We start from the raw sequence: 18832 nt of genomic DNA, 5'->3' as shown, positions 1-18832 counted from the left end.
GCTCAGTTCCGGTCTCCGAACACCGTCCGGTGCCAGTCCTTCCTCGCGGTTCCGGTGATGTCGGACATGACGTGCTTGACGTTGGTGTACTCGTCGAGCGAGTACGTCGACATGTCCTTGCCGTAGCCGGACGCCTTGTAACCGCCGTGCGGCATCTCGCTGATGATCGGGATGTGGTCGTTGATCCACACGCAGCCCGCCGCGATGTCGCGGGAGGCGTTCTGCGCCCGGTACAGGTCCCTTGTCCACGCCGACGCCGCCAGCCCGAAGTCGGTGTCGTTGGCCAGCGCGATGCCGTCCGCGTCGTCGTCGAACGGCAGGACGACGAGGACGGGGCCGAAGATCTCGCGCTGCACGATCTCACTCGACTGGTCGGCGCCCACGACGAGCGTCGGCTCGTAGTAGAAGCCGGATGCGAGATCGCCTCCGGGGACGGCACCGCCGCGGACGATCTTCGCCCCGGTGTCGCGGGCGCGGTCGACGAACCCGGCGACGTGCTGCTGCTGTTTCCGCGACACCAACGGGCCCATGTCGGTGCCGGGATCGGACGGGTCGCCGAGGCGGACGGTGTCCATGAGCGACGCGACGCCGGCGACGAAGTCGTCGAACAGCGGACGCTGCACGTAGGCGCGGGTGGCCGCGGTGCAGTCCTGGCCCGAGTTGATGAGGGCACCGGCGACGGCCCCGTTGATCGCCGCCTCGAGATCGGCGTCGTCGAAGACCACGAACGGGGCCTTCCCACCCAGTTCCAGGTGCATTCGCTTGCCGGCCGCGGCGGCCGCGATCTGCCGTCCCACGGGAGTCGATCCGGTGAAGCTGACCATGCTCACGGCCCGGTGCGACACCAGCGCCGAACCGGTGGTCGCGCCGCGGCCGGTGATGATGTTGACGACGCCGTCCGGCAGTCCGGCGCGGGTCGCCGCCTCGGCGAACAGCAGCGACGTCAGGGGAGTGATCTCCGCAGGTTTGAGCACGATGGTGTTGCCGGCGGCGACGGCGGGCAGGATCTTCCACGCCGCCATCTGCAGTGGATAGTTCCACGGTGAGATCGACCCGATCACCCCGACGGGTTCCCGGCGGATGCTGGACGTGTGGTCGGGCGAGTACTCACCCGACGCCTTTCCCTCCAGATTGCGGGCCGCGCCGGCGAAGAACGACACGTTGTCGATCGACCCGGGGACGTCGAACTCGGTCGACAGCTTGATCGGCTTGCCCGTTTGCCGGGTTTCGGTGGACGCGAGGTCATCGGACATCTCGGTGAGTTCGGCGGCCCACCGGGTCAGGACGGCGGAACGCTCGCCCGGGCTCGTCGTCGACCATTGCGCGTACGCGGCTTTCGCGGTGGCGACCGCGTCGTCGACGTCGCCGACCGAGGCCTCGGTGCGCGACGAGATCACCTCACCGGTGGCCGGATCGAGCACCTCGTACCGTTCGGCCGCGGCGCCGTCCCGGTAGCGGCCGCCGACGTACATTCCGGGTAGGTCCTGGTGGTTCACAGGAGCGTCCAGGCTTCGGTGAGGACGCCGCGGAGGATGTTCTCCATTTCGTCGAATTCGGTTTGCCCGCAGATCAGCGGGGGTGCGAGTTGGATGACCGGGTCGCCGCGGTCGTCGGCCCGGCAGTACAGGCCGGCGTCGAACAGGGCGGTGGAGAGGAACCCGTGCAGCACCCGCTCGGCCTCGTCGTCGGTGAACGACTCCTTCGTGGTCTTGTCCTTGACCAGTTCGATGCCGTAGAAGAAGCCTTCCCCGCGCACGTCCCCGACCATCGGCAGATCCGTCAGCTTGTCGAGGGTGGCCCTGAACGCCGGCGCCTGCTCGGCGACGTGCGCGTTGAGGCCTTCGCGTTCGAAGAGGTCCAGGTTCGCCAGCGCCACCGCCGCGGAGACCGGGTGCCCGCCGAAGGTGTAGCCGTGCGCGAACATCGACGTCCCGTCGGCGAACGGTGCGAACAACCGGTCGGAGGCGATCATCGCCCCGATCGGCGAGTACCCCGACGTCAGGCCCTTGGCGCAGGTGATGATGTCGGGCACGTACCCGAAGTCCTCGCACGCGAACATCGACCCGATCCGCCCGAACGCGCAGATCACCTCGTCCGAGACCAGCAGCACGTCGTACTCGTCGCAGATCTGCCGGACCCGCTCGAAGTAGCCGGGCGGCGGTGGGAAGCAGCCGCCGGCGTTCTGCACCGGTTCGAGGAAGACGGCGGCGACGGTGTCGGGGCCCTCGAATTCGATGGCCTCGGCGATCCGGTCGGCGGCCCAGATCCCGAACGCCTTCGGGTCGGTGCCGAGGGGGTCGGGGGCGCGGTAGATGTTGGTGTTGGGGACCCGGAACGCGCCGGGGGTGAGCGGTTCGAACGGTGCCTTGAGCGCCGGGATGCCGGTGATCGCGAGGGCTCCTTGGGGGGTGCCGTGGTAGGCGATGGAGCGGGAGATGACCTTGTGTTTGCCGGGTTTGCCGACCTTCTTGAAGTACTGTTTGGCCAGTTTCCAGGCGCTTTCGACGGCCTCGCCGCCGCCGGTGGTGAAGAACACCCGGTTCAGATCGCCGGGGGCGTAGCCGGCGAGGCGTTCGGCGAGTTCGATGGCCGGTTCGGTGGCGTAGGACCAGAGCGGGAAGAACGCCAACTGTTCGGCCTGTTTGGCGGCGGCTTCGGCGAGCTCGGCCCGGCCGTGCCCGGCCTGCACCACGAACAGCCCGGACAGCCCGTCGAGGTAACTCTTCCCGGTCGTGTCGAAGATCCGGGCGCCGTCGCCGCGGGCGATGATCGGCGGGGTGATGTTCTCCCCGTGCCGGGAGAAATGCCCCCACAGATGGCGGCGAGCGGACGCTTCGAGGTCCGCTGTAGTGCGCGAGGAGGTGGTTTCCGTAATCATCGGGTTCCCCAATCATATTGCTGCTTGACAAGTTTCAGGTACACCATCGTCTCGGTGCCGAGCACGCCGGGAATGGTGCGGATCTCTTTGTTGAGCACGGTCAGGAGGTGGTCGTCGTTCTCGCACACGATCTCGGCCAGAATGTCGTAGGCGCCTGCCGTCAGCACCACGTAGTCGATGGCGTCGACGTCGGCGAGCCGGGCGGCGATCTCGGTGACGTCACCCGAGCAGCGGATCCCGACCATGGCCTGGCGCGAGAATCCCACTTGCACGGGGTCGGTGACCGCGACGATCTGGGTGACGCCGGTGTCGATCAGCTTCTGCACGCGTTGGCGTACAGCCGCTTCCGACAATCCGACGACCTTGCCGATGGCCGCGTACGACCGTCGTCCATCCTCTTGAAGTTGCTCGATGATCTGCTTGGACACGGGATCGAGAGACGCGGGCTGCTCAGACATGGTCGCATCCTCCCTTGCTGGTCGTGTCGAAGACAATCGGCTCGGACATTGTCGGAACTATCGCCTCTTCCCGGTGGCTTCGGCGCTCATTGCTCGGGCACCTTCACTTCTGTGTCGGCGGTGAGGGTGCGTCCGCGGAAGAAGTTCCCGGTTCCGGTGGCGAAACACAGCAACATCAGGGGGATTCCGACGACCAGCATTCCGACGCCGAGAACGAACACGCCGCCGAACGGGCCGAATGCGGTGAATCCGTAGTCGGGACGCAGCATGTCGACGGCGCTCTGAACGAAGGCCCACGTCATGCAGAGTGCGCCGAGCAGAGGGAAGATGCCGCGCATGAACAGATTTCGGGTCGAGTCGAACAGTGTCCGGCGGAAGTACCAGACGCACGCGTACGCGGTGATGCCGTAGTAGAACGCGACGGCGAGCCCGAGCGAGGCCACCGAATCCTGCAACGCGTTGGAACTGGCGAAAGACAGCACCAGGTAGAACAGCAGCGCCGCCGCCCCCATGACGAGGGTTCCGAAGCCGGGTGTCATGTACCGGGGGTGCACGGACGCGAACCGTTTCGGCAGCGCCTCGTAGACCGCCATCGACAGCGTTCCACGCGCCGTCGGCAGGATCGTGGTCTGGGTGGAGGAGAGCGCGGAGATCGACACCGTCAGCAGCAACAACGACGCGGCCACCGGCCCCGCGACCGGACCGCCCAGGGTGGTCAGCACGTCGTCGACGTTCTCCGGGTTGTTCAGTCCGATCCCGGTGTCGCCGAACCCGGCGAACGACTGGACCGCGTATCCGACCAGGACGTACGTGGCCACGAGGATGACCGTGGTCAGCACCGCGGCCCGGCCCGGCGTCCGCTCGGAATCCTTCGTCTCCTCACCCACGGCGAGGCAGGCGTCCCACCCCCAGTAGATGAAGATGCACAGGATGATCGCCTGTGCGGCACTGGACATCGAGACACCCGTCGGGATGATCCAGTCGAGTTGCGGGGTGACCGCCTGCGGGCCGGCGGTACCACCGAACACCTTCGACAACGCGAGGACGCTGACACCGATGAGGACGGCGAACTGCACGGCGATCAGGACGTTCTGCAGACGTTCGCTGATGAGGATGCCGCGGAAGCTGACGTACGTCATGGCCGCGATGAAGAAGCAGCCCAGCAGCACCTTCGCGGCGAGCGACTCGGCTGCCGCGTGCAACCCGAGAACCTCGAACAGGTAGATCGCGGCGATCTCCGCGGTGTTGGCGAGGACGATGATCGCGGACACGGCGAGCCCCCACCCCGCCATCCAGCCCACCCACGGACCGAATGCCTTGGTGCCCCACGTGAACGAGGTCCCGCAGTCCGGGGTGTCCCGATTCAGCTCGCGGTAGGCGAACGCCGTGAGCAGCATCGGAATGAAGGCGACGAGGAACATCGACGGCGCCTTCTCGCCGACCGCCAGTACGACATAGCCCAGTGTCGCGGCGAGGCTGTAGGCCGGTGCGACGGAGGACAGCCCGATCACCGTGTTGCCGATCAATCCCAGTGCGCCGCTGTTGAGCCCCTTCGCGGGGCCGAGCGGATCGGGGGTCTGGGTCTTCAAGGGGGGTGGTTCGGCAATGCTCATTCGTACTCCCTCGAGGTGTGGCTGTGGGGCGTAGTGCCCGGGCAGGTGTGGTTAAGGGGTGCAGTGGTTTTCGTGGCTAGGTGGCCGGCGCGGCGAGGAATACCTTCCGCAGCGTGTCGCGCACGATCCACCGGGTCTTCTGACCGGCCCGCACGCGAACGACACTTCCGGGGCCGAGGTCGAGATCCGGGGTGTCGTCCTCGAACTGCACGGTCGCGTCGCCGCTGAGCACCACGAACACCTCGTCGATCTCGACGTCGCACGAGACGCTGGGCTCGATTTCCCACACGCCGACGGTGACTCCGGCGAAGTCGCCGAGCACTCGTTCGCCGACGAGCGGCGCTCCCTCGCCGACGACCTGCTCGCCGGGCAGGCGGTGGTAGGTGAGATCGGCGGTTCGAGCCGCGGTGTGCGGTCCGGAAGGCCAGGACTCGTCGGTGCGGACGGCGGTCACGAATCGAATCCCAGGCCGACGGCGTCGAGGGCCTTGAGGAAGACGTTCCGCCGGCCTTCGTTGTGGTCGGCGCGATCGAGCGACCAGCGGGTGGCGTTGATGCCCGCTGCCGCCAACGGCTCCGGCGGGAAGGGGAGGGGCATGTCCTTCACCAGGGCCAACTCGGTCAGGGCCGTCTTCTCGCCGGCGACCTTGTCGAGCATGACGTTCGCCGCGAAGCGGGAGGCGCCGACGCCGAGACCGGTGAAGCCGGCGGCGTAGGCGATCCGGCCCTTGGCTGCGGACCCGAAGAAGGAGCAGAAGCGCGTCGACGTGTCGATGACGCCGCCCCACCGGTGCGTGAACTCGAGGCCCTCGAGCTGGGGGAACGTGGTGAAGAAGTGCCGCGCGAGCCTCCGGTGCGACTCGGGGCGGTCTTCGAGGTCGTGGTTCAGGCCGCGCCCGAAGTGGTAGATGGCGTCGTATCCGCCCCAGAGGATCCTGTTGTCCCGGGTGAGCCGGTAGTAGTGGAACTGGTTGGACATGTCGGCGATGCCCTGTCGGGCAGACCATCCCACGTCCGCGAGCTGGGCGTCGGACAGCGGCTCGGTCATGAGGACGTAGTCGTACACCGGAACCGTGTGCAACCGGTACCGCTTGAGTAGGGACGGAAAGGCGTTGGTTGCCAGGATCACTCGGTCCGCCGACAGGGTCGCGCGCGCCGTCCGGACGCCCACTCGGGACGACGAGCGGGAGCGGACGAGGTCGAGAACCCTGGTGTGTTCGTGGATTTCGACGCCGTGCTCCGCGCAGACCCGGCCGAGTTCGGTGGCGAGCTTGGCCGGATGCACCAGCGCGGTGGACGTCTTGTCCCACACCCCGGCCAGATACGTCGGCGAGTTCACCTGGGCGCGCATCGCGGGGCCGTCCAGCACCGCGGTCGTGGCGCTCGGCGGGGTGCCGAGCGCTTCCTCGGCCTGGTAGTCGGCGATGGCGACCGAGATGGCGCCGTTCCGTTCGAAGTCGCAGTCCAGACCGAGGGTGTGGACCGTCTTCTCGATGGCGTCGAGGTTCTCGAGCCCGAGTGATTCGAGGGTGTCGATCTCCTCCGGCCAGCGCCTGCGGCCGTTCTCGCTGCCGTGGGTCAGGCTGGCCTCGACGAATCCGCCGTTGCGGCCGGATGCGGCCCACCCGATCGTCTCGCCCTCCACGAGGGCGACGGACAGTTCGGGGTGGCGTTGCTTGGCGAGGAGCGCGCTCCACAGTCCGGTGTAGCCGCCGCCGACGACCACCAGGTCGTATGCGGCGTCGGCCGTGGCCGACGGGTAGGTGGGGGTGTCGGCGACGTCCTCGATCCAGAACGGTGCCAACCGGGTGCGCCGGAGCGCATGGTCGACGACCGTGGCGTTCGGTTGTTGCTTCTCGAACACTGTCTGCAGCATGTAGCACCTTTGTCGATGGACTGACCGAAGGTGACGTGTGAGGCACGTCACCGTGACCCATCCTGACGCGGCGGCGCCACTATTTCAATAGCCAGCGACGAAATTTGTTACCGATTTCGTTGTGTATGTCAGTTTTGGAAACCGAATCGGTTGTCGAGATCGGCCGGCACCGAACCGCTGGCCGTCAGCGCGCGACCTTGCCGAGGTGCAGCGACACCGAGCGGACCGGGCTGATCCTCGCCTCGTCGCCGGTCTTGACGGCGTGGATCGTGCCGAACTCGACGGTCTCGTCGGGGTAGCTGCCCGCGAAGGCGTAGGCGTAGTAGGTGCCCGCGACCGCATCACCCGGGACCGTGTACGTGATGGCCTCCTCGAGGACCTCGCCGGGTTGCAGGTCGACGTCGATCGGCCCGAAGAACGGATCGCTGGTCCGGTTGTCGGGCGACACGGCGCTCACCCACACCTGGCCCGTGTAGGGGCGATCGTCGGGTGCCTCGACGAGCATGGTGGCGTCGACGGTCCCGCCGTCCGCGGGCAGCGTCGTGTCCGAGTCGGCGCGCAGCGTGACCCGCACCGGCAGATCCGTGTCGGGGTTCGCGGGCCCGGTCGACGCGGGCGAACCGTCACCGACCTCGGGCCAGCCGTTCGCCCAGACGATCCGGTCGATCATCCCTTCGCGGCGCCGGGCTCCGCTGGGCAGATCCCGGTTGTCGCGCGGAATGGCGTGGTACACGATCCAATCCGCGCCCGCGTCGTCGGAGACCACCGTGTTGTGGCCCGGCCCGGCCCACGGTTCGCTGCCCGCGAGAATGAGCGCGCCGCCACCGTCGTTGAGGTCCTGCCCCTTCCGGTCGACGTACGGCCCGGTGAGCGATTCGGACCGGCCGACGAGGACGCGGTAGGCGGTGTCGGCGCCGTTGCAGCAGTTGCCTGCCGAGAGGAACAGGTAGTAGTAGCCGTCGTGGAATTCGACGTAGGGGCCTTCGAAGCGTTCGTCGGCGACGCGGACGGGTTCGCCGGCCGCCGCGGTCCCGTCCGCGCTGAGCGGGATCGCGTGGACGCCCTGGAAGTTGCCGACGAACATCGTCTTCGTCGTTCCGTCGTCCCACACGAACGGGTCGATGGTGCCGCCGACACCGACGTCGTGTGCGCAGAAGACGGGCCGGCCGAGGTCGTTCCACGGTCCGGTGGGGCTGTCGGCGGTGGCGAGACCGATGCAGGGATTCGACTCGTCGTAGAGCGAGTAGTAGAGGCTGTATCGGCCGTCGGATTCGAGGACGTTCGGGGCCCACGCCAGCTTGCCGTCCGGATGCCACGCGGGTCGGTCGGGGAAGACGTCGCCGAGGTACATCCAGTCCATGAGGTCGGCGGACTTGAAGATCGACATGTTGTGCATGCCCTGGCCGTCGCCCCAGTCGTCGGCCGTCGTGTACATGTAGAACATGCCGTCGGAGGCGCGGACGACGCTCGGGTCGGCGGCCACCGGTTGCACGATCGCGTCGGCCGTCGCCGAAGGGGCAGGCGCAAGCATGAGGACGAGCAGCGTCAGGGCCGCGGTGATCCACCCGCGTCGCGGCAGGTGCCGGACGGGGGACCTGCGCGGCGCAGCATCGTCAGTGTTCACGCGTCACTCCCAAACCTCGCCCGCCCGGAATGCGCCAATCTATAAGGGTGAGGTGTAGGTCAAGAGTGGATCCGGCTCGCGATGCCGGACTGCAACCGAACCGTGTTCTGAGGGCGGTCTCAGGCGGTGGGCTCGAGCAGAACCAGAGGGATCTCTCGATCCGTGCGCTTCTGGTAGCCCGCGTAGCCCTTGTAGGCGGCGGTCACCTGCGGCCACAGACGGGCCCGCTCCTCGGGGGTTGCCACGCGGGCGCGCATGGACTGTGCGGGCTGCCCCTGGACCGAGAGCTGGACCACCGGGTTGGCCTGCAGGTTGAGGAACCACGCGGGGTGGCGGTCGTCTCCGCCGCGTGAGGCCACCACGACACGAGTGTCGCCCTCGGTCACCGGCACGGTCAGCATGACGCTGTGCACCTTCCCGGTCTTGCGGCCGACGGTCGTCAACTCCACCGCAGGCATCTTGCCGAAATTCTTCCCAACTCGCCCGCCCGTGATGCGCAGGACAGCGCGGTGCAGAGCGTTCATGAACTTGAGTCCGCGGTCGGAAGGCATGCGATTCAGCGTAACCGGGTCGGCGGCCGTCCGCCGCTGCCTGCGACGAGTTACTGCCGGTCGTGCACGAGTTCGCTCGGGCCGATACCGGCCTCACCGGCGATTCCGGCGAGTTCCGCGCCGACCGACTCGTGCGGCTCGTTGGCCGTGGGTTCCTTCTGCGGACACCCAGCACCTCAGGTGCTGTGGTCCCGATCGGGGGACAGCGAAATCATCCGATGTTCGGCCCAATCGGGGGACAGTCGCGAGGTCCGATCCGCGACAGGATGATCTTCATCCGGGGGCCGGCAACAGGATGAGGACGATGTCGACGATTGCGAGCACGACCCTGGCCGAATTGGTATCCGAGTGGTGCACCGAGGCGGAGATTCAGATGCAGGCATCGCCTGCGTCGAGCGGACGGAACACGACGCGGAGCGTGTTGTTCATCGGCAACCCGTCCACCGTCACCGAGGTGACGCACTGGGCCGCTGTCCGGCACTGGACGGTGGAGCAGGGGCTGAAACCCGTCCGCGAATTCCGCGGCGACGTGGTGTGCGCGATCGTCACCGAGGCCGTCGCCGACGGCACGTGCCCGTCGGCGGATGCGGCGGTGGTGCAGCGGGTGCGCGCCCGCGGCCTCGACTGCATCCCCGTCTACGACATCGAGCCGTGGGGGACCGCCCGGTTGTCCAGTGTGCGTCCGTCTACGTCGGCTCCGTGAGCGCCCGCTGGGCGGCGGGCCAGAATTCGAAACCCGCGGTCATCAGTCCGCCGAGGCCGATGATGACCACCGCGGCGTCGACGCTCGTCCGCCCCTCCTTCGCCCAATAGACGTCCTCGAGGTCGAGCAACAGGGCCAACTCGTCCACGATGAGCGCGGTGCCGACACCGTACGAGATCGGGACCGTCGGATGTCGGCGTTGCTTCTCGGAGCCGCGCACCGCCACGGCCCCCACCCCCACCAGCGCGGCGATCCCGAGGTTGTAATGGTGGAAATGGCGGCCGTGGAGACTCAACCCGCCCCCTGCCGGTCCGTGACCGCGCCTGATCCAGTGCGTCAACGCCCGCACCCCCGCGAACGCCGCCGTGAACGCCGCCCACGACACGACCGCCGACTGCTCACTCGGATCCAACTTCCTCCGCCACGCCGCACGCAGACGGCGCAGGCGACTGCGGTGGGGTGCATCCTCGAGCGGGCGGTTGGTCACGGCGTCAATCGTGCCACCGGCGCGCCCTGCCTATCCGCGAATCGGGCAGTAAGTACTCGACAGCCGGCGATGTGTATGCGGAAATGAACCGCCGCCCGGGTAAAGCACTTCTCGCTATGCCCGCTCTCCACCACTTCTCGCTATGCCCGCTCTCCACTTCGGAGAGCGGGACCTTTCTTCGCTACGTATTGACGCTGCCGAAATTCAGAGCGTGCACCAGTTCCGAGCCGAACGAGAAAAGCATTCCCCATGGGGTACTCCAAATGCTGTCTCTGTCCACGGGAACACCCGACCCGTGACTGGGATGGTTCGGCGCCGATCGTAGAGCGGCCAATCCGATTGCCTATACGGCGGTCCCGCAGGGTCATTCACACAAATGACAGTAGACCGTCAACGGTAGGCGCCGGAAAGTAGCGCGCAGGGCGCCATCCTGATCTGACCCTCGAGTAAGTTTCGCGGCAAAATACCGGAACCCTTTCCGATGCGCCAGGACTTTAGACTCTATCTGCGGCGCCCAGTGTGGTGTACGCGGTGTCATTCAATCGATGTACAGAGCCGTGACCTGCACAGGAACCTGTTCTCGCGGTTGGGATCTCACGTCTGTGACTCTCACCACTCCAGTTGTAACGAAGAAGGTTGAAGGTGCGATCATCATCCCGGCAGCAATACAGGGGGGCGGTCGTCATTCACCGCCAACAGTCGGAAGACAGCAGCGCTTGCCGGCTTATTGGTTCTCAGGTGGAAGGCAACGAATGTGACCGCATTCGATGTTCCGCTCGGCCCCGCATCGGGTGCGCCGGGCGCAACAACGGTTTCTTCGGAGACGCGACGACTCGGGAGTCGTCGAGAGTGGCAGGCGGCATACATCCGGCGCCTGCTGATCTCCGACACCCTGGTGGTGATCGCTGCGGTCGCCCTGGCCCAGTGGATTCGCTTCGGTGCCGGAGACGCGTTGGCGTCGTATGAAGCGATACACAATCTGAGCTACACACTCATCTCGGCAGCATTGATCGCGATGTGGATCGGAGCGCTGGTCGTTTTTCGTACTCGCTCTGTGCGTGTGATCGGTGGAGGAGCCGAAGAATACCGCCGAATCTTCGTCGCGACCGTCCGTTTGTTCGGACTCATCGCGATCGTGTCGCTCCTCTTCCGGCTAGACCTGGCGCGGCTGTATCTTGCAATCGCATTTCCAGTCGGCCTTAGTGGGCTCTTGCTCAGTCGCTGGTGCTGGCGACAAGTCATTGCGCACAAGCGTGCCCGAGGTGAGTTTCAGACATCCGTCCTCGTTGTAGGTGGTGAGCGGGCGGTACGAAACCTGGCAGAGTCCTTTGCTCGTGGCACAGCCGACGGCTATCGCGTGGTCGGAGTGTGTATGCCAGGTCATACCGGTGAGTATGGCGACACGATCACCGTTGGTGGACGCGATATTCCGGTGCTCGGTACCGAGCACGACGTTATTGGGTCGTTGCAGTTTTGCCATGCCGACACAGTCGCAGTTACCGCGACCGAACACCTTGGTCATGAGGGGATGCGGGACCTGGCGTGGGCGCTCGAGCCGCACCATGTCGACCTCGTCGTTGCGCCTGGGGTGATGGATGTCTCCGGCCCGCGCCTATCCATGCGGCCGGTAGCTGGCCTTCCGCTCATCCATGTCGAGAAGCCTCAGTTCCATGGATCCAATAAGTTTGCGAAGACTGCATTTGACCTCGTACTGGCATCGTTGGTGCTGATGGGACTATTTCCCCTGCTGATAGTTGTCGCGGCGATCATCAAGTTTGGCGATCGCGGACCAATCTTCTACCGGCAAGATCGAGTTGGGCTCAATGGCGATCCCTTTCGGATGTGGAAGTTCCGGTCGATGGTGCCCGATGCAGACAAGAAGTTTGCCGCAGTACGCGAAGAGCTTGGGCATGCCGACGGTGCGTTCTTCAAGTCCGCGACGGATCCGCGAATCACACCAATCGGACGGCTCATTCGAAAGACCAGTATTGACGAGTTACCTCAACTCTTTAATGTGCTGACACGCGAGATGAGCATAGTCGGACCCCGACCGCTCATCGAGGGTGAAGGGTCGGGAGTTCCGGGCTTTGTCGAAAGGCGAATGCTTGTTCGCCCGGGCATGACCGGACTGTGGCAGGTATCCGGACGCTCAGCACTGCCGGAATCTGACCGTATTCGGCTGGATCTCTTCTATGTTGAAAACTGGTCAATGATGCAAGATCTTCTTATTATTGCAAAGACTGTGCGTGCCGTACTCGCACGCGACGGCGCATATTGACCTTCTATAAAGACAAGGTTGTGGAAACACCAGTGACTGGGTTGATAATCCATGAATGGATTGCAAATTCTGGGGGATCTGAGCGCGTAGTCAAATCGTACACAGACATGTACCCGGACGCAGACCTATTCTGTCTATGGAACGATGGCAATGATGATCTCAAAATTTCAACACGCGAAAGTTGGATAAGCCGCACACCGTTGCGGCGATCCAAGTTGCTATCGATTCCGTTTATGCCAAGCGTATGGAATACTCTGACGCCAGGTGACTATGAATGGGCTCTTATTAGCTCTCACTTGTTCTCGCATCACGCACTGAGAAGATTCCCCTCACTCGCTAGGTTCATCTATGTCCACACGCCGGCGCGGTACATATGGGAGCCAGACCTTGATTACCGTGGTAATTCACTCGGCGCAAGAATTGTCTCGCCTGTCCTTCGATGGTACGACAGGAAGAACGCCCAAAGCAATGCCAAAGTCGCTGCAAACAGCTACTTTGTGCGCGAACGAATTAAGCAATGCTGGGGTCGGGATGCGAGGGTGATCTACCCTCCAGTTAATGTGGATGAGATTCAGCACCGGCTTCATTGGGCGGACGCACTCGACAGTGCGGAGCGCGAACTTCTCGAAAGCCTTCCTGACACCTTTATCTTGGGGGCTTCCCGATTTGTTGCGTACAAAGGTCTCGAAAAGGTGATCGAGGGTGGCTCGTCCGTCAAATTACCTGTTGTAATTGCCGGAAGCGGTCCAGGTGAGCGCGAACTTCGTCGGTACGCACAAACTGTCTCCGTGCCTGTCACTTTCATTATTCGACCTAGTACAGCGCTGCTATACGCTCTGTATCAACGTGCGCTCGTGTTTGTGTTCCCGCCTATAGAGGACTTTGGAATTATGCCGGTCGAAGCGATGGCGACGGGAACGCCAGTGATCGTGAGTACGGTCGGCGGAACGACAGAGTCTGTAGTTAGTGGCGAGTCCGGCATGCACGTCGACCGATGGACGGGTGCGGAGTTTGCCGCGGCGGTCGATGCTGCTAGCAGATTGCGGGGTGTCGGACCTGCTACCCAGGCGCGGCTCTTCTCGGAATCAGTTTTTCGTGAACAAACGACGGAATGGATGAGAAGTGACTAGGCTTGTCATCAATGGCGGGTTCAGGCCTCAACGCATCACCGGCCAGCAAAGGTATGCTTCAGAAATAGCCAACCGACTGTCGAAGTATCACGGATTTCGCGAAGTTCGACCAAACCTGCTATCGGGTACGCGAAGCGCGGAATGGGCCTGGACTCAATTATCCGCAATTACCACTCGAAATGATATTCTTCTCTCGTTAACTGCGCGCGCGCCAGTACTGCATCCCAGTCACGTCGTTGTCGTGCACGACCTGTTCGTTATCACAAATCCGGAGTGGTATTCGCGAAAATACTCTCGCACGCATGCTCCTTTGCAGCGTGTGCAAATGCAAAACGCGAAAGAATTGATTGCAGTAAGTGCCCCGATTGCGAAACAGATTGAGCAATTGGGGTTGAACCGTGGAAAAGTTAGCGTGGCGCCCAACGCGCCAAGCGAGGCATTTTCCTCGATTTCCACAGACGCTGATCATGAGGTGCTTGATCGCTTCAAAATCTCGGACGGTGAATACTTCCTAACGGTTGGAAGTCTAGACCCGAGGAAGAATCTTGCTCGTCTTGTAAAATCATACGAGCGATACAGGGCACAAGGTGGCCAAAACTTCCCATTGTTGATAGTTGGTTCGAATTCGGATATCTTTGGCAATCTGGATATTAATTGGCCAGCAGACGCGATTCGTGTCGGGTATGTCTCGGATTCTGACCTAGCCGCACTTTACCGAGGTTCCACAGGGGTCATCTTCCCTAGTTTAGCCGAGGGCTTCGGCCTGCCGGCGATCGAAGCACTGGAATCAGGTGCGAGACTTGCTGTATCCGATATTGATGTCTTTAGGTGGGTGTGCGGCTCGAATGCGGACTATTTCGATCCTCTGGACGAAGTGGAAATCGCGCAGGCCTTTACGCGATTGGTAGAAGCTCAAGAAATTACAGGGGATCAAGACCTGAACAAGAGCGGATCGGTTTCGCGCACCTTCAGTTGGACAGATAGTGCGCAGATAATCGCAGACGTTTGCCGAAATCTGTCGATGTGTCGCTAGGTGGAAAACGCAAGAATCATATGGCGCCTCAGAGCTAAAGGTTGGGCAGAAATGGCAGTGGGAGTAGTGGCCGTACGAGACGCCGTCCGTAGATTTCCACTCAGTGGACGTATGGTCCGAGTTAGCCTGCCTGCTGTGGCTGCGGTTTCGACTCGCGTCGTCCAGCTGTTAATCCTAGTAGTTATCACGCAGGCGACCATCGGCGAGGAACGCAACGTACTTGTTGTCGGAATTGCGCTATTGAGCGCGGCTGCCGTTCTTTCCGACACGGGTGCGGGAAATTACCTATTATCACACTCGGCACCCATTTCGAGAAGCGCATTCTACCAAGTCTTGGGCTGCCAGGTCGGGTTTGCCTTCTGCGGTGCCTCGGCTTCTTTGATGATAACTGCTGGGGAGATCGCCGGTTCTGGCGGCACAAGTGTGCACGCAGTGTTAATTGCGCTCGCGTGCTCCCAAATCCTGGACTCCGCAACTCGCGTTGCACGAAGCCCGCACCTTATAACAGGAAACTACTCGGGATATGCACGCGCGGATTTCTTGCTATGTGCCCTTAAGTTCCCTGCCGTAGCGTTAGTCCATTTCACGGACTCGTTAGAATTTCTTTTTCTTGCCCCGATCGCATCGGCTATTGTTTTTGTTGCCTCATTGTACGCTACTGCTAAATCCCTCCCTAAGGCTGAATCGGCTGATTTCAAGCACACTTTCCGCAGCCTTCTTCATTACGGTATATCGGGATCGGCGAGTGCCTTCTATTCGCAAGCGCCGATGGTTGTTGGCGCAGTCATTCTTCCTGTAGAAATCGTCTCTCCAATTGCACTGGCCTATCGTGTAGTGCAGCCCCTGGAGGTTCTGCCTGCGACGGCATCCCAGCAGGTGATACCAAGAGTCAGGTCTGGCAACCGCACCCCATTATGGTATTGGTCCCGATTCTCGATCGGCGGTTCGTTACTGGCGGTTGTGGTGCTCGCGGTCTCGCCGTATATATTCGAAACGTTTTTCCATGAGGATGTTGAGATCACGTTGATCTTGTTGCTAATGCTCTCGGTTCCCGTAAAATTCGGCAACTACGCCCTTGTGGCAATTTTGTTGGCTAAGAGGCGTCCGGAAGTACGGCTATTTTGTTCGGTTGTTGTGGGAATCATCGCAATAGGGTCAACGGCACTTCTTGGCTTCGTTGTAGGTTCGAACGGACTCGCTCTGGCGTCGCTGATATCAGAATTACTGCTAGCCTCAGCTCTTGGTCTTGGGGTCAAGAAGACGTACAACGTGGGGAGCGGCAAATGCGAATCTTGATAGTCTCGGCTGACCGCACGCTCAAGACAGGTGTGGCTCAGAATCTCGGAGATTCGTTGCTTACCGATGCACTTCTGTCGCATCTCAAGAGCCTTGGTTTCGATCCCGTGGCGGCAGACTTTGGCAATGTCGAACGAGTTGGTTCGGCACCGCGAGTTAACGTTCGACGTCTGAGCAAACTTTGGCGCTTGATCCGGACCTCGGATTTGGTGCTGATAGGTGGTGGAACCTTGCTGCAGGATGACCAACGGGCTCGCTGCTTCGCTGGGTTGCCCCGCTTGTGTCTCACAGTCTCGGTAATTGGCTGGTTGTGTAATCGGAGAATCGTATATTTCGGCGTTGGATGTGACCCAGTCAGCCGACCGCACATGCGAAATACTCTTCGGATGGCAGTATTCGGCAGAAAACTGTTCGTGCGCGATGAAGAATCTTTGGCGAGAGTACGTACCGAACTGAACTCGAATGGCCAAGTGGCCTGCGATGCAAGTTTGCTTCTTTACCCCTAAAATGATTTGAGCTCGCCTCGCGAGAAGGAAAGAATATTGACAATCTGTCTGAACCCTACGGAATCACAGATGCTTACGGTCGACGGAGTCACTGCCTTGGAGAAGTTATTCCACCAAGTCGGTTTTCTATCGATGGACCAGGGTGACTCGTCAGATTTTTATGGTCTTAGTCCAGCCGTTCGGTTAATGATGGAGCCGCAGCAGTTAGATTACACATGGTACGACGCAGCAGAGAAAATTGGAGCTTCAACACTTGTTATTAGCTCGCGAATGCACGCTTTATACCTGGCGGGACTACTCAACGTGCCCTCGATAGCGGTGGGTCGCAGTCCGAAGGTAGCGTCATTTGCGAAGAGATACGGTATTCCGATTGTGGAAGATGTTGCAGATCTTATTGAGCGCCCTCGGGATGGGGGTATTCCGGATTTCGCGGACGACGCTAAACTGGTGCGGAAAATGATTGCGATGGCCGTTGCGTGAGGCGAGCATTAGACAGAAATGCGTTATCCTTCTGGCTCTTTTGGGCGACCTTAACGCTCGGCTGTTCGACTGCAGCAGTCATGATTCTTAGTGACCAGGTTCCCTTTGAGATTCTGGCATGGGCGAATGGCTTCCTTTTCTGCGCGGTGATATCCATCGAGTGGAAGCGATATGGCGACCCCATCACAAGTATTGGGATAATCGCCGCAACGGGATTCATGTTGTTCTTTGTTCGACCGCTAACAATAATTTCGAGCGGCGAAACGACAGCTGGGGCAAGGGCTGATACGCGCGGACTTTCCACGTATCTTGACGACTTCGCCACCCGATCGGTTGGGCAAGTATTCATTTTTTTCTGCGTACTGTTTCTGACCTACTATGTTCTATCTTATGTGACGAATCGGAATGCCTCATCGAAAATTGAATTTTCGACCAAGAATCGGAAGTATTCGATTGTTCGCGCCAGAATCTTATTGGCGTTCACCACGATGGTTGGAATTTTTTGTGCCCTCTATTTGGTGCAAATGTCGGGAGGTGTAGCCCAGCACTTCTCAGGTGTGGCGAATCGCAGTAGTTATCTGAGTGGTTCTTCATTTCTCTTTCTGTGCTATATCCCACTGCAATTGGCTTTAATTGTTTACATTCTGGTCCGTCGTAGTGAGGGTAAAAGCGAGTTCCTTGACGTGTCAGCGGTTTTTGGTTTGATAGTGCTGTTGGCCGTGACTATCCTCAGTGGAGGTCGTGGACCAATTGTGGTTGGATGTCTGCTTCCGTTGCTTCTGTTGAAGCAGGTGGGACCGCGACCACTTGGTTCACGATCAATCTTGCTCTCCTTCGCCGCGTTGGGCTCGGCTGCGATTGCCTACGGAATTTTCGTGCGCGATGCAGTGTTTAGTGGTTCTTCGGTGATCGAAGAATTCAAAAAGGATCCGTTTGTATCAATTGCGAAGAAGATTACAAGTGGAACGGAGATGCGGCCTTTTGATAGTCTTATTCGACTCAATGAAGTGGCAGCCTTGCCGTCTTTCAATTTCCAGAATGGAAATACGTACTTGGCTACGTTTGCTTGGTTCATTCCGCGAAGATTTTGGGAAGGCAAACCGGGCGGCGGTGGCAACACGTGGTTTACTAGCAACTACTTGCCGCGATTCTATGGGCCCGAGCGTGTTGAGACAAGCCTCTCTGTTGTGGGGGAAGCATTCGCGAACTTCGGCTGGTTCGGGGTAGTTGGCGTGGGTGTGGTATTCGCGCTCGTGCCGGTTGTACTTCGGCGGGAGGTGGTCGCGCGCGGTAGTCTTTTTAGGACTGCGCTGACAGTTTCAGCGACCCCGATTATGTTGTCACTTACACGGGGCGATGCATATCAGAACATATCGGTGCTGCTAGCCTGTACGGTAGGTCTGGCACTTATGGCTGTTCTGGTTCGAACCGTAGACGACGTGGTTGGGGTCACTCCGGGTATTGCTCGTGTGAGTCGCCGTCGTTTGGATGGCGTGGCATTTTCCTGATTTTCACACGCTCGCGACGTACGGCTCGCTGCCCGCGGGCCACGCGCGAATCGTGGCGAAGTTGCAGCCGTTCATTGGGTTGTCGAGCGCGTTCCACTCGAACTCCACCTGCTGGCCCTCGCGTAGCGCGGGGAAGCCCTCGACCGCCACGCTGTGGAACAACGTCCAGCACCCGCCCGGAGTTTCGTCGGAATCGATGATGCCCTGCATCCCCTCGATGTTCCAGCTACGGACGACCCCGGTAGTTGCCATGCAGTCATTGTCGCGCCTGACTTGCACAAGTCGGCGGGGATTTCGGGGTTCGGCTGATGTTTGCACTGGTAGCGGGATCGCGGGTTGTCGATTTGGGGCACTAACAGGCCGGTAAGATCGCCGGTCGTGGCTGCCTATATCCGCAAGGTTCGGACCGCGT

18 protein-coding genes are annotated in these 18832 nt (G+C 61.5%); 8 read left to right on the top strand and 10 right to left on the bottom strand.

Going from position 1 to position 18832, the window contains the following annotated elements; genetic code table 11:
* Nucleotides 1-2: 2 nt before the first annotated feature.
* From ACFTZB_RS27265 to ACFTZB_RS27230, 8 genes are all read right to left on the bottom strand, one after another.
* Nucleotides 3-1496, bottom strand: coding sequence for a gamma-aminobutyraldehyde dehydrogenase (locus ACFTZB_RS27265; protein ID WP_378435929.1), 1494 nt, complete (start codon nt 1494-1496; stop codon nt 3-5).
* Complete coding sequence (locus ACFTZB_RS27260; RefSeq protein WP_378435927.1) at nt 1493-2878, bottom strand: aspartate aminotransferase family protein; 1386 nt, start codon at nt 2876-2878, stop codon at nt 1493-1495. The genes ACFTZB_RS27265 and ACFTZB_RS27260 overlap by 4 nt, the downstream gene beginning before the upstream one ends.
* Nucleotides 2875-3336: an Lrp/AsnC family transcriptional regulator gene (locus ACFTZB_RS27255; protein ID WP_124391986.1), complete on the bottom strand. Its 462-nt coding sequence runs from the start codon at nt 3334-3336 to the stop codon at nt 2875-2877. The genes ACFTZB_RS27260 and ACFTZB_RS27255 overlap by 4 nt, the downstream gene beginning before the upstream one ends.
* 86 nt (nt 3337-3422) lie before the next feature.
* Complete coding sequence (locus tag ACFTZB_RS27250; RefSeq protein WP_378435924.1) at nt 3423-4949, bottom strand: APC family permease; 1527 nt, start codon at nt 4947-4949, stop codon at nt 3423-3425.
* A gap of 76 nt (nt 4950-5025) precedes the next feature.
* Nucleotides 5026-5403 (bottom strand): cupin domain-containing protein, encoded by a 378-nt coding sequence (locus ACFTZB_RS27245; protein WP_378435922.1) that lies wholly within the window; start codon nt 5401-5403, stop codon nt 5026-5028.
* The gene (locus tag ACFTZB_RS27240; RefSeq protein WP_378435920.1) at nt 5400-6824 is read right to left on the bottom strand and encodes an NAD(P)/FAD-dependent oxidoreductase; all 1425 of its coding nucleotides are present in this window, start codon (nt 6822-6824) and stop codon (nt 5400-5402) included. Before ACFTZB_RS27240 ends, ACFTZB_RS27245 begins: the two co-directional genes overlap by 4 nt.
* A gap of 184 nt (nt 6825-7008) precedes the next feature.
* Nucleotides 7009-8448 carry a family 43 glycosylhydrolase gene (locus ACFTZB_RS27235; RefSeq protein WP_378435918.1) on the bottom strand — a complete coding sequence of 480 codons (1440 nt, stop codon included), beginning with the start codon at nt 8446-8448 and terminating at the stop codon, nt 7009-7011.
* 119 nt (nt 8449-8567) lie between these two features.
* Entirely contained in the window at nt 8568-8999 is a 432-nt protein-coding gene (locus ACFTZB_RS27230; protein WP_378435916.1) for a nitroreductase/quinone reductase family protein, read from the bottom strand.
* A gap of 304 nt (nt 9000-9303) precedes the next feature.
* Here ACFTZB_RS27230 and ACFTZB_RS27225 point away from each other — a divergent pair, with 304 nt between their 5' ends.
* A complete protein-coding gene (locus tag ACFTZB_RS27225) occupies nt 9304-9702 on the top strand; it encodes a hypothetical protein (RefSeq protein WP_378435914.1) in 399 nt (132 codons plus the stop codon).
* On the opposite strand, the gene ACFTZB_RS27220 is transcribed toward ACFTZB_RS27225, so the two are convergent.
* Entirely contained in the window at nt 9686-10189 is a 504-nt protein-coding gene (locus ACFTZB_RS27220) for a hypothetical protein (protein ID WP_378435912.1), read from the bottom strand. The genes ACFTZB_RS27225 and ACFTZB_RS27220 overlap by 17 nt on opposite strands.
* Before the next feature lie 754 nt (nt 10190-10943).
* On the opposite strand from ACFTZB_RS27220, the gene ACFTZB_RS27215 reads away from it, so the two are divergent.
* The 7 genes from ACFTZB_RS27215 to wzy all read left to right on the top strand — a co-directional run bounded on the left by ACFTZB_RS27215 (nt 10944) and on the right by wzy (nt 18420).
* A complete protein-coding gene (locus tag ACFTZB_RS27215) occupies nt 10944-12467 on the top strand; it encodes a sugar transferase (protein WP_378435910.1) in 1524 nt (507 codons plus the stop codon).
* Between the two features lie 560 nt (nt 12468-13027).
* The gene (locus ACFTZB_RS27210) at nt 13028-13597 is read left to right on the top strand and encodes a glycosyltransferase (RefSeq protein WP_378435908.1); all 570 of its coding nucleotides are present in this window, start codon (nt 13028-13030) and stop codon (nt 13595-13597) included.
* Nucleotides 13590-14630 (top strand): glycosyltransferase family 4 protein, encoded by a 1041-nt coding sequence (locus ACFTZB_RS27205; protein WP_378435906.1) that lies wholly within the window; start codon nt 13590-13592, stop codon nt 14628-14630. The genes ACFTZB_RS27210 and ACFTZB_RS27205 overlap by 8 nt, the downstream gene beginning before the upstream one ends.
* A gap of 135 nt (nt 14631-14765) precedes the next feature.
* Nucleotides 14766-15926, top strand: coding sequence for a hypothetical protein (locus ACFTZB_RS27200; protein ID WP_378435904.1), 1161 nt, complete (start codon nt 14766-14768; stop codon nt 15924-15926).
* Nucleotides 15914-16432 (top strand): polysaccharide pyruvyl transferase family protein, encoded by a 519-nt coding sequence (locus tag ACFTZB_RS27195; RefSeq protein ID WP_378435902.1) that lies wholly within the window; start codon nt 15914-15916, stop codon nt 16430-16432. The genes ACFTZB_RS27200 and ACFTZB_RS27195 overlap by 13 nt, the downstream gene beginning before the upstream one ends.
* A gap of 69 nt (nt 16433-16501) precedes the next feature.
* Complete coding sequence (locus tag ACFTZB_RS27190; protein ID WP_378435900.1) at nt 16502-16912, top strand: polysaccharide pyruvyl transferase family protein; 411 nt, start codon at nt 16502-16504, stop codon at nt 16910-16912.
* Nucleotides 16909-18420 (top strand): O-antigen polysaccharide polymerase Wzy, encoded by a 1512-nt coding sequence (gene wzy / locus ACFTZB_RS27185; protein ID WP_378435899.1) that lies wholly within the window; start codon nt 16909-16911, stop codon nt 18418-18420. The genes ACFTZB_RS27190 and wzy overlap by 4 nt, the downstream gene beginning before the upstream one ends.
* Before the next feature lie 3 nt (nt 18421-18423).
* On the opposite strand, the gene ACFTZB_RS27180 is transcribed toward wzy, so the two are convergent.
* Nucleotides 18424-18672: a hypothetical protein gene (locus tag ACFTZB_RS27180; RefSeq protein WP_378435898.1), complete on the bottom strand. Its 249-nt coding sequence runs from the start codon at nt 18670-18672 to the stop codon at nt 18424-18426.
* Nucleotides 18673-18832 lie beyond the last annotated feature (160 nt).

It is taken from the genome of Rhodococcus sp. NPDC057014, from assembly GCF_042673295.1.
Classification (GTDB): Bacteria; Actinomycetota; Actinomycetes; order Mycobacteriales; family Mycobacteriaceae; genus Rhodococcus_F.
The sequence above is the reverse complement of the archived record's forward strand: the minus strand, read 5'-3'. Positions and strand labels throughout refer to the sequence as shown.

Coding starts and splice junctions, on each gene's coding strand:
- ACFTZB_RS27260 (WP_378435927.1), bottom strand. CDS start 2,878: ATGATTACGGAAACCACCTCCTCGCGCACTACAGCGGACCTCGAAGCG.
- ACFTZB_RS27180 (WP_378435898.1), bottom strand. CDS start 18,672: ATGGCAACTACCGGGGTCGTCCGTAGCTGGAACATCGAGGGGATGCAG.
- ACFTZB_RS27190 (WP_378435900.1), top strand. CDS start 16,502: ATGCTTACGGTCGACGGAGTCACTGCCTTGGAGAAGTTATTCCACCAA.
- ACFTZB_RS27230 (WP_378435916.1), bottom strand. CDS start 8,999: ATGCCTTCCGACCGCGGACTCAAGTTCATGAACGCTCTGCACCGCGCT.
- ACFTZB_RS27255 (WP_124391986.1), bottom strand. CDS start 3,336: ATGTCTGAGCAGCCCGCGTCTCTCGATCCCGTGTCCAAGCAGATCATC.
- ACFTZB_RS27250 (WP_378435924.1), bottom strand. CDS start 4,949: ATGAGCATTGCCGAACCACCCCCCTTGAAGACCCAGACCCCCGATCCG.
- ACFTZB_RS27195 (WP_378435902.1), top strand. CDS start 15,914: ATGCGAATCTTGATAGTCTCGGCTGACCGCACGCTCAAGACAGGTGTG.
- ACFTZB_RS27225 (WP_378435914.1), top strand. CDS start 9,304: ATGTCGACGATTGCGAGCACGACCCTGGCCGAATTGGTATCCGAGTGG.
- ACFTZB_RS27240 (WP_378435920.1), bottom strand. CDS start 6,824: ATGCTGCAGACAGTGTTCGAGAAGCAACAACCGAACGCCACGGTCGTC.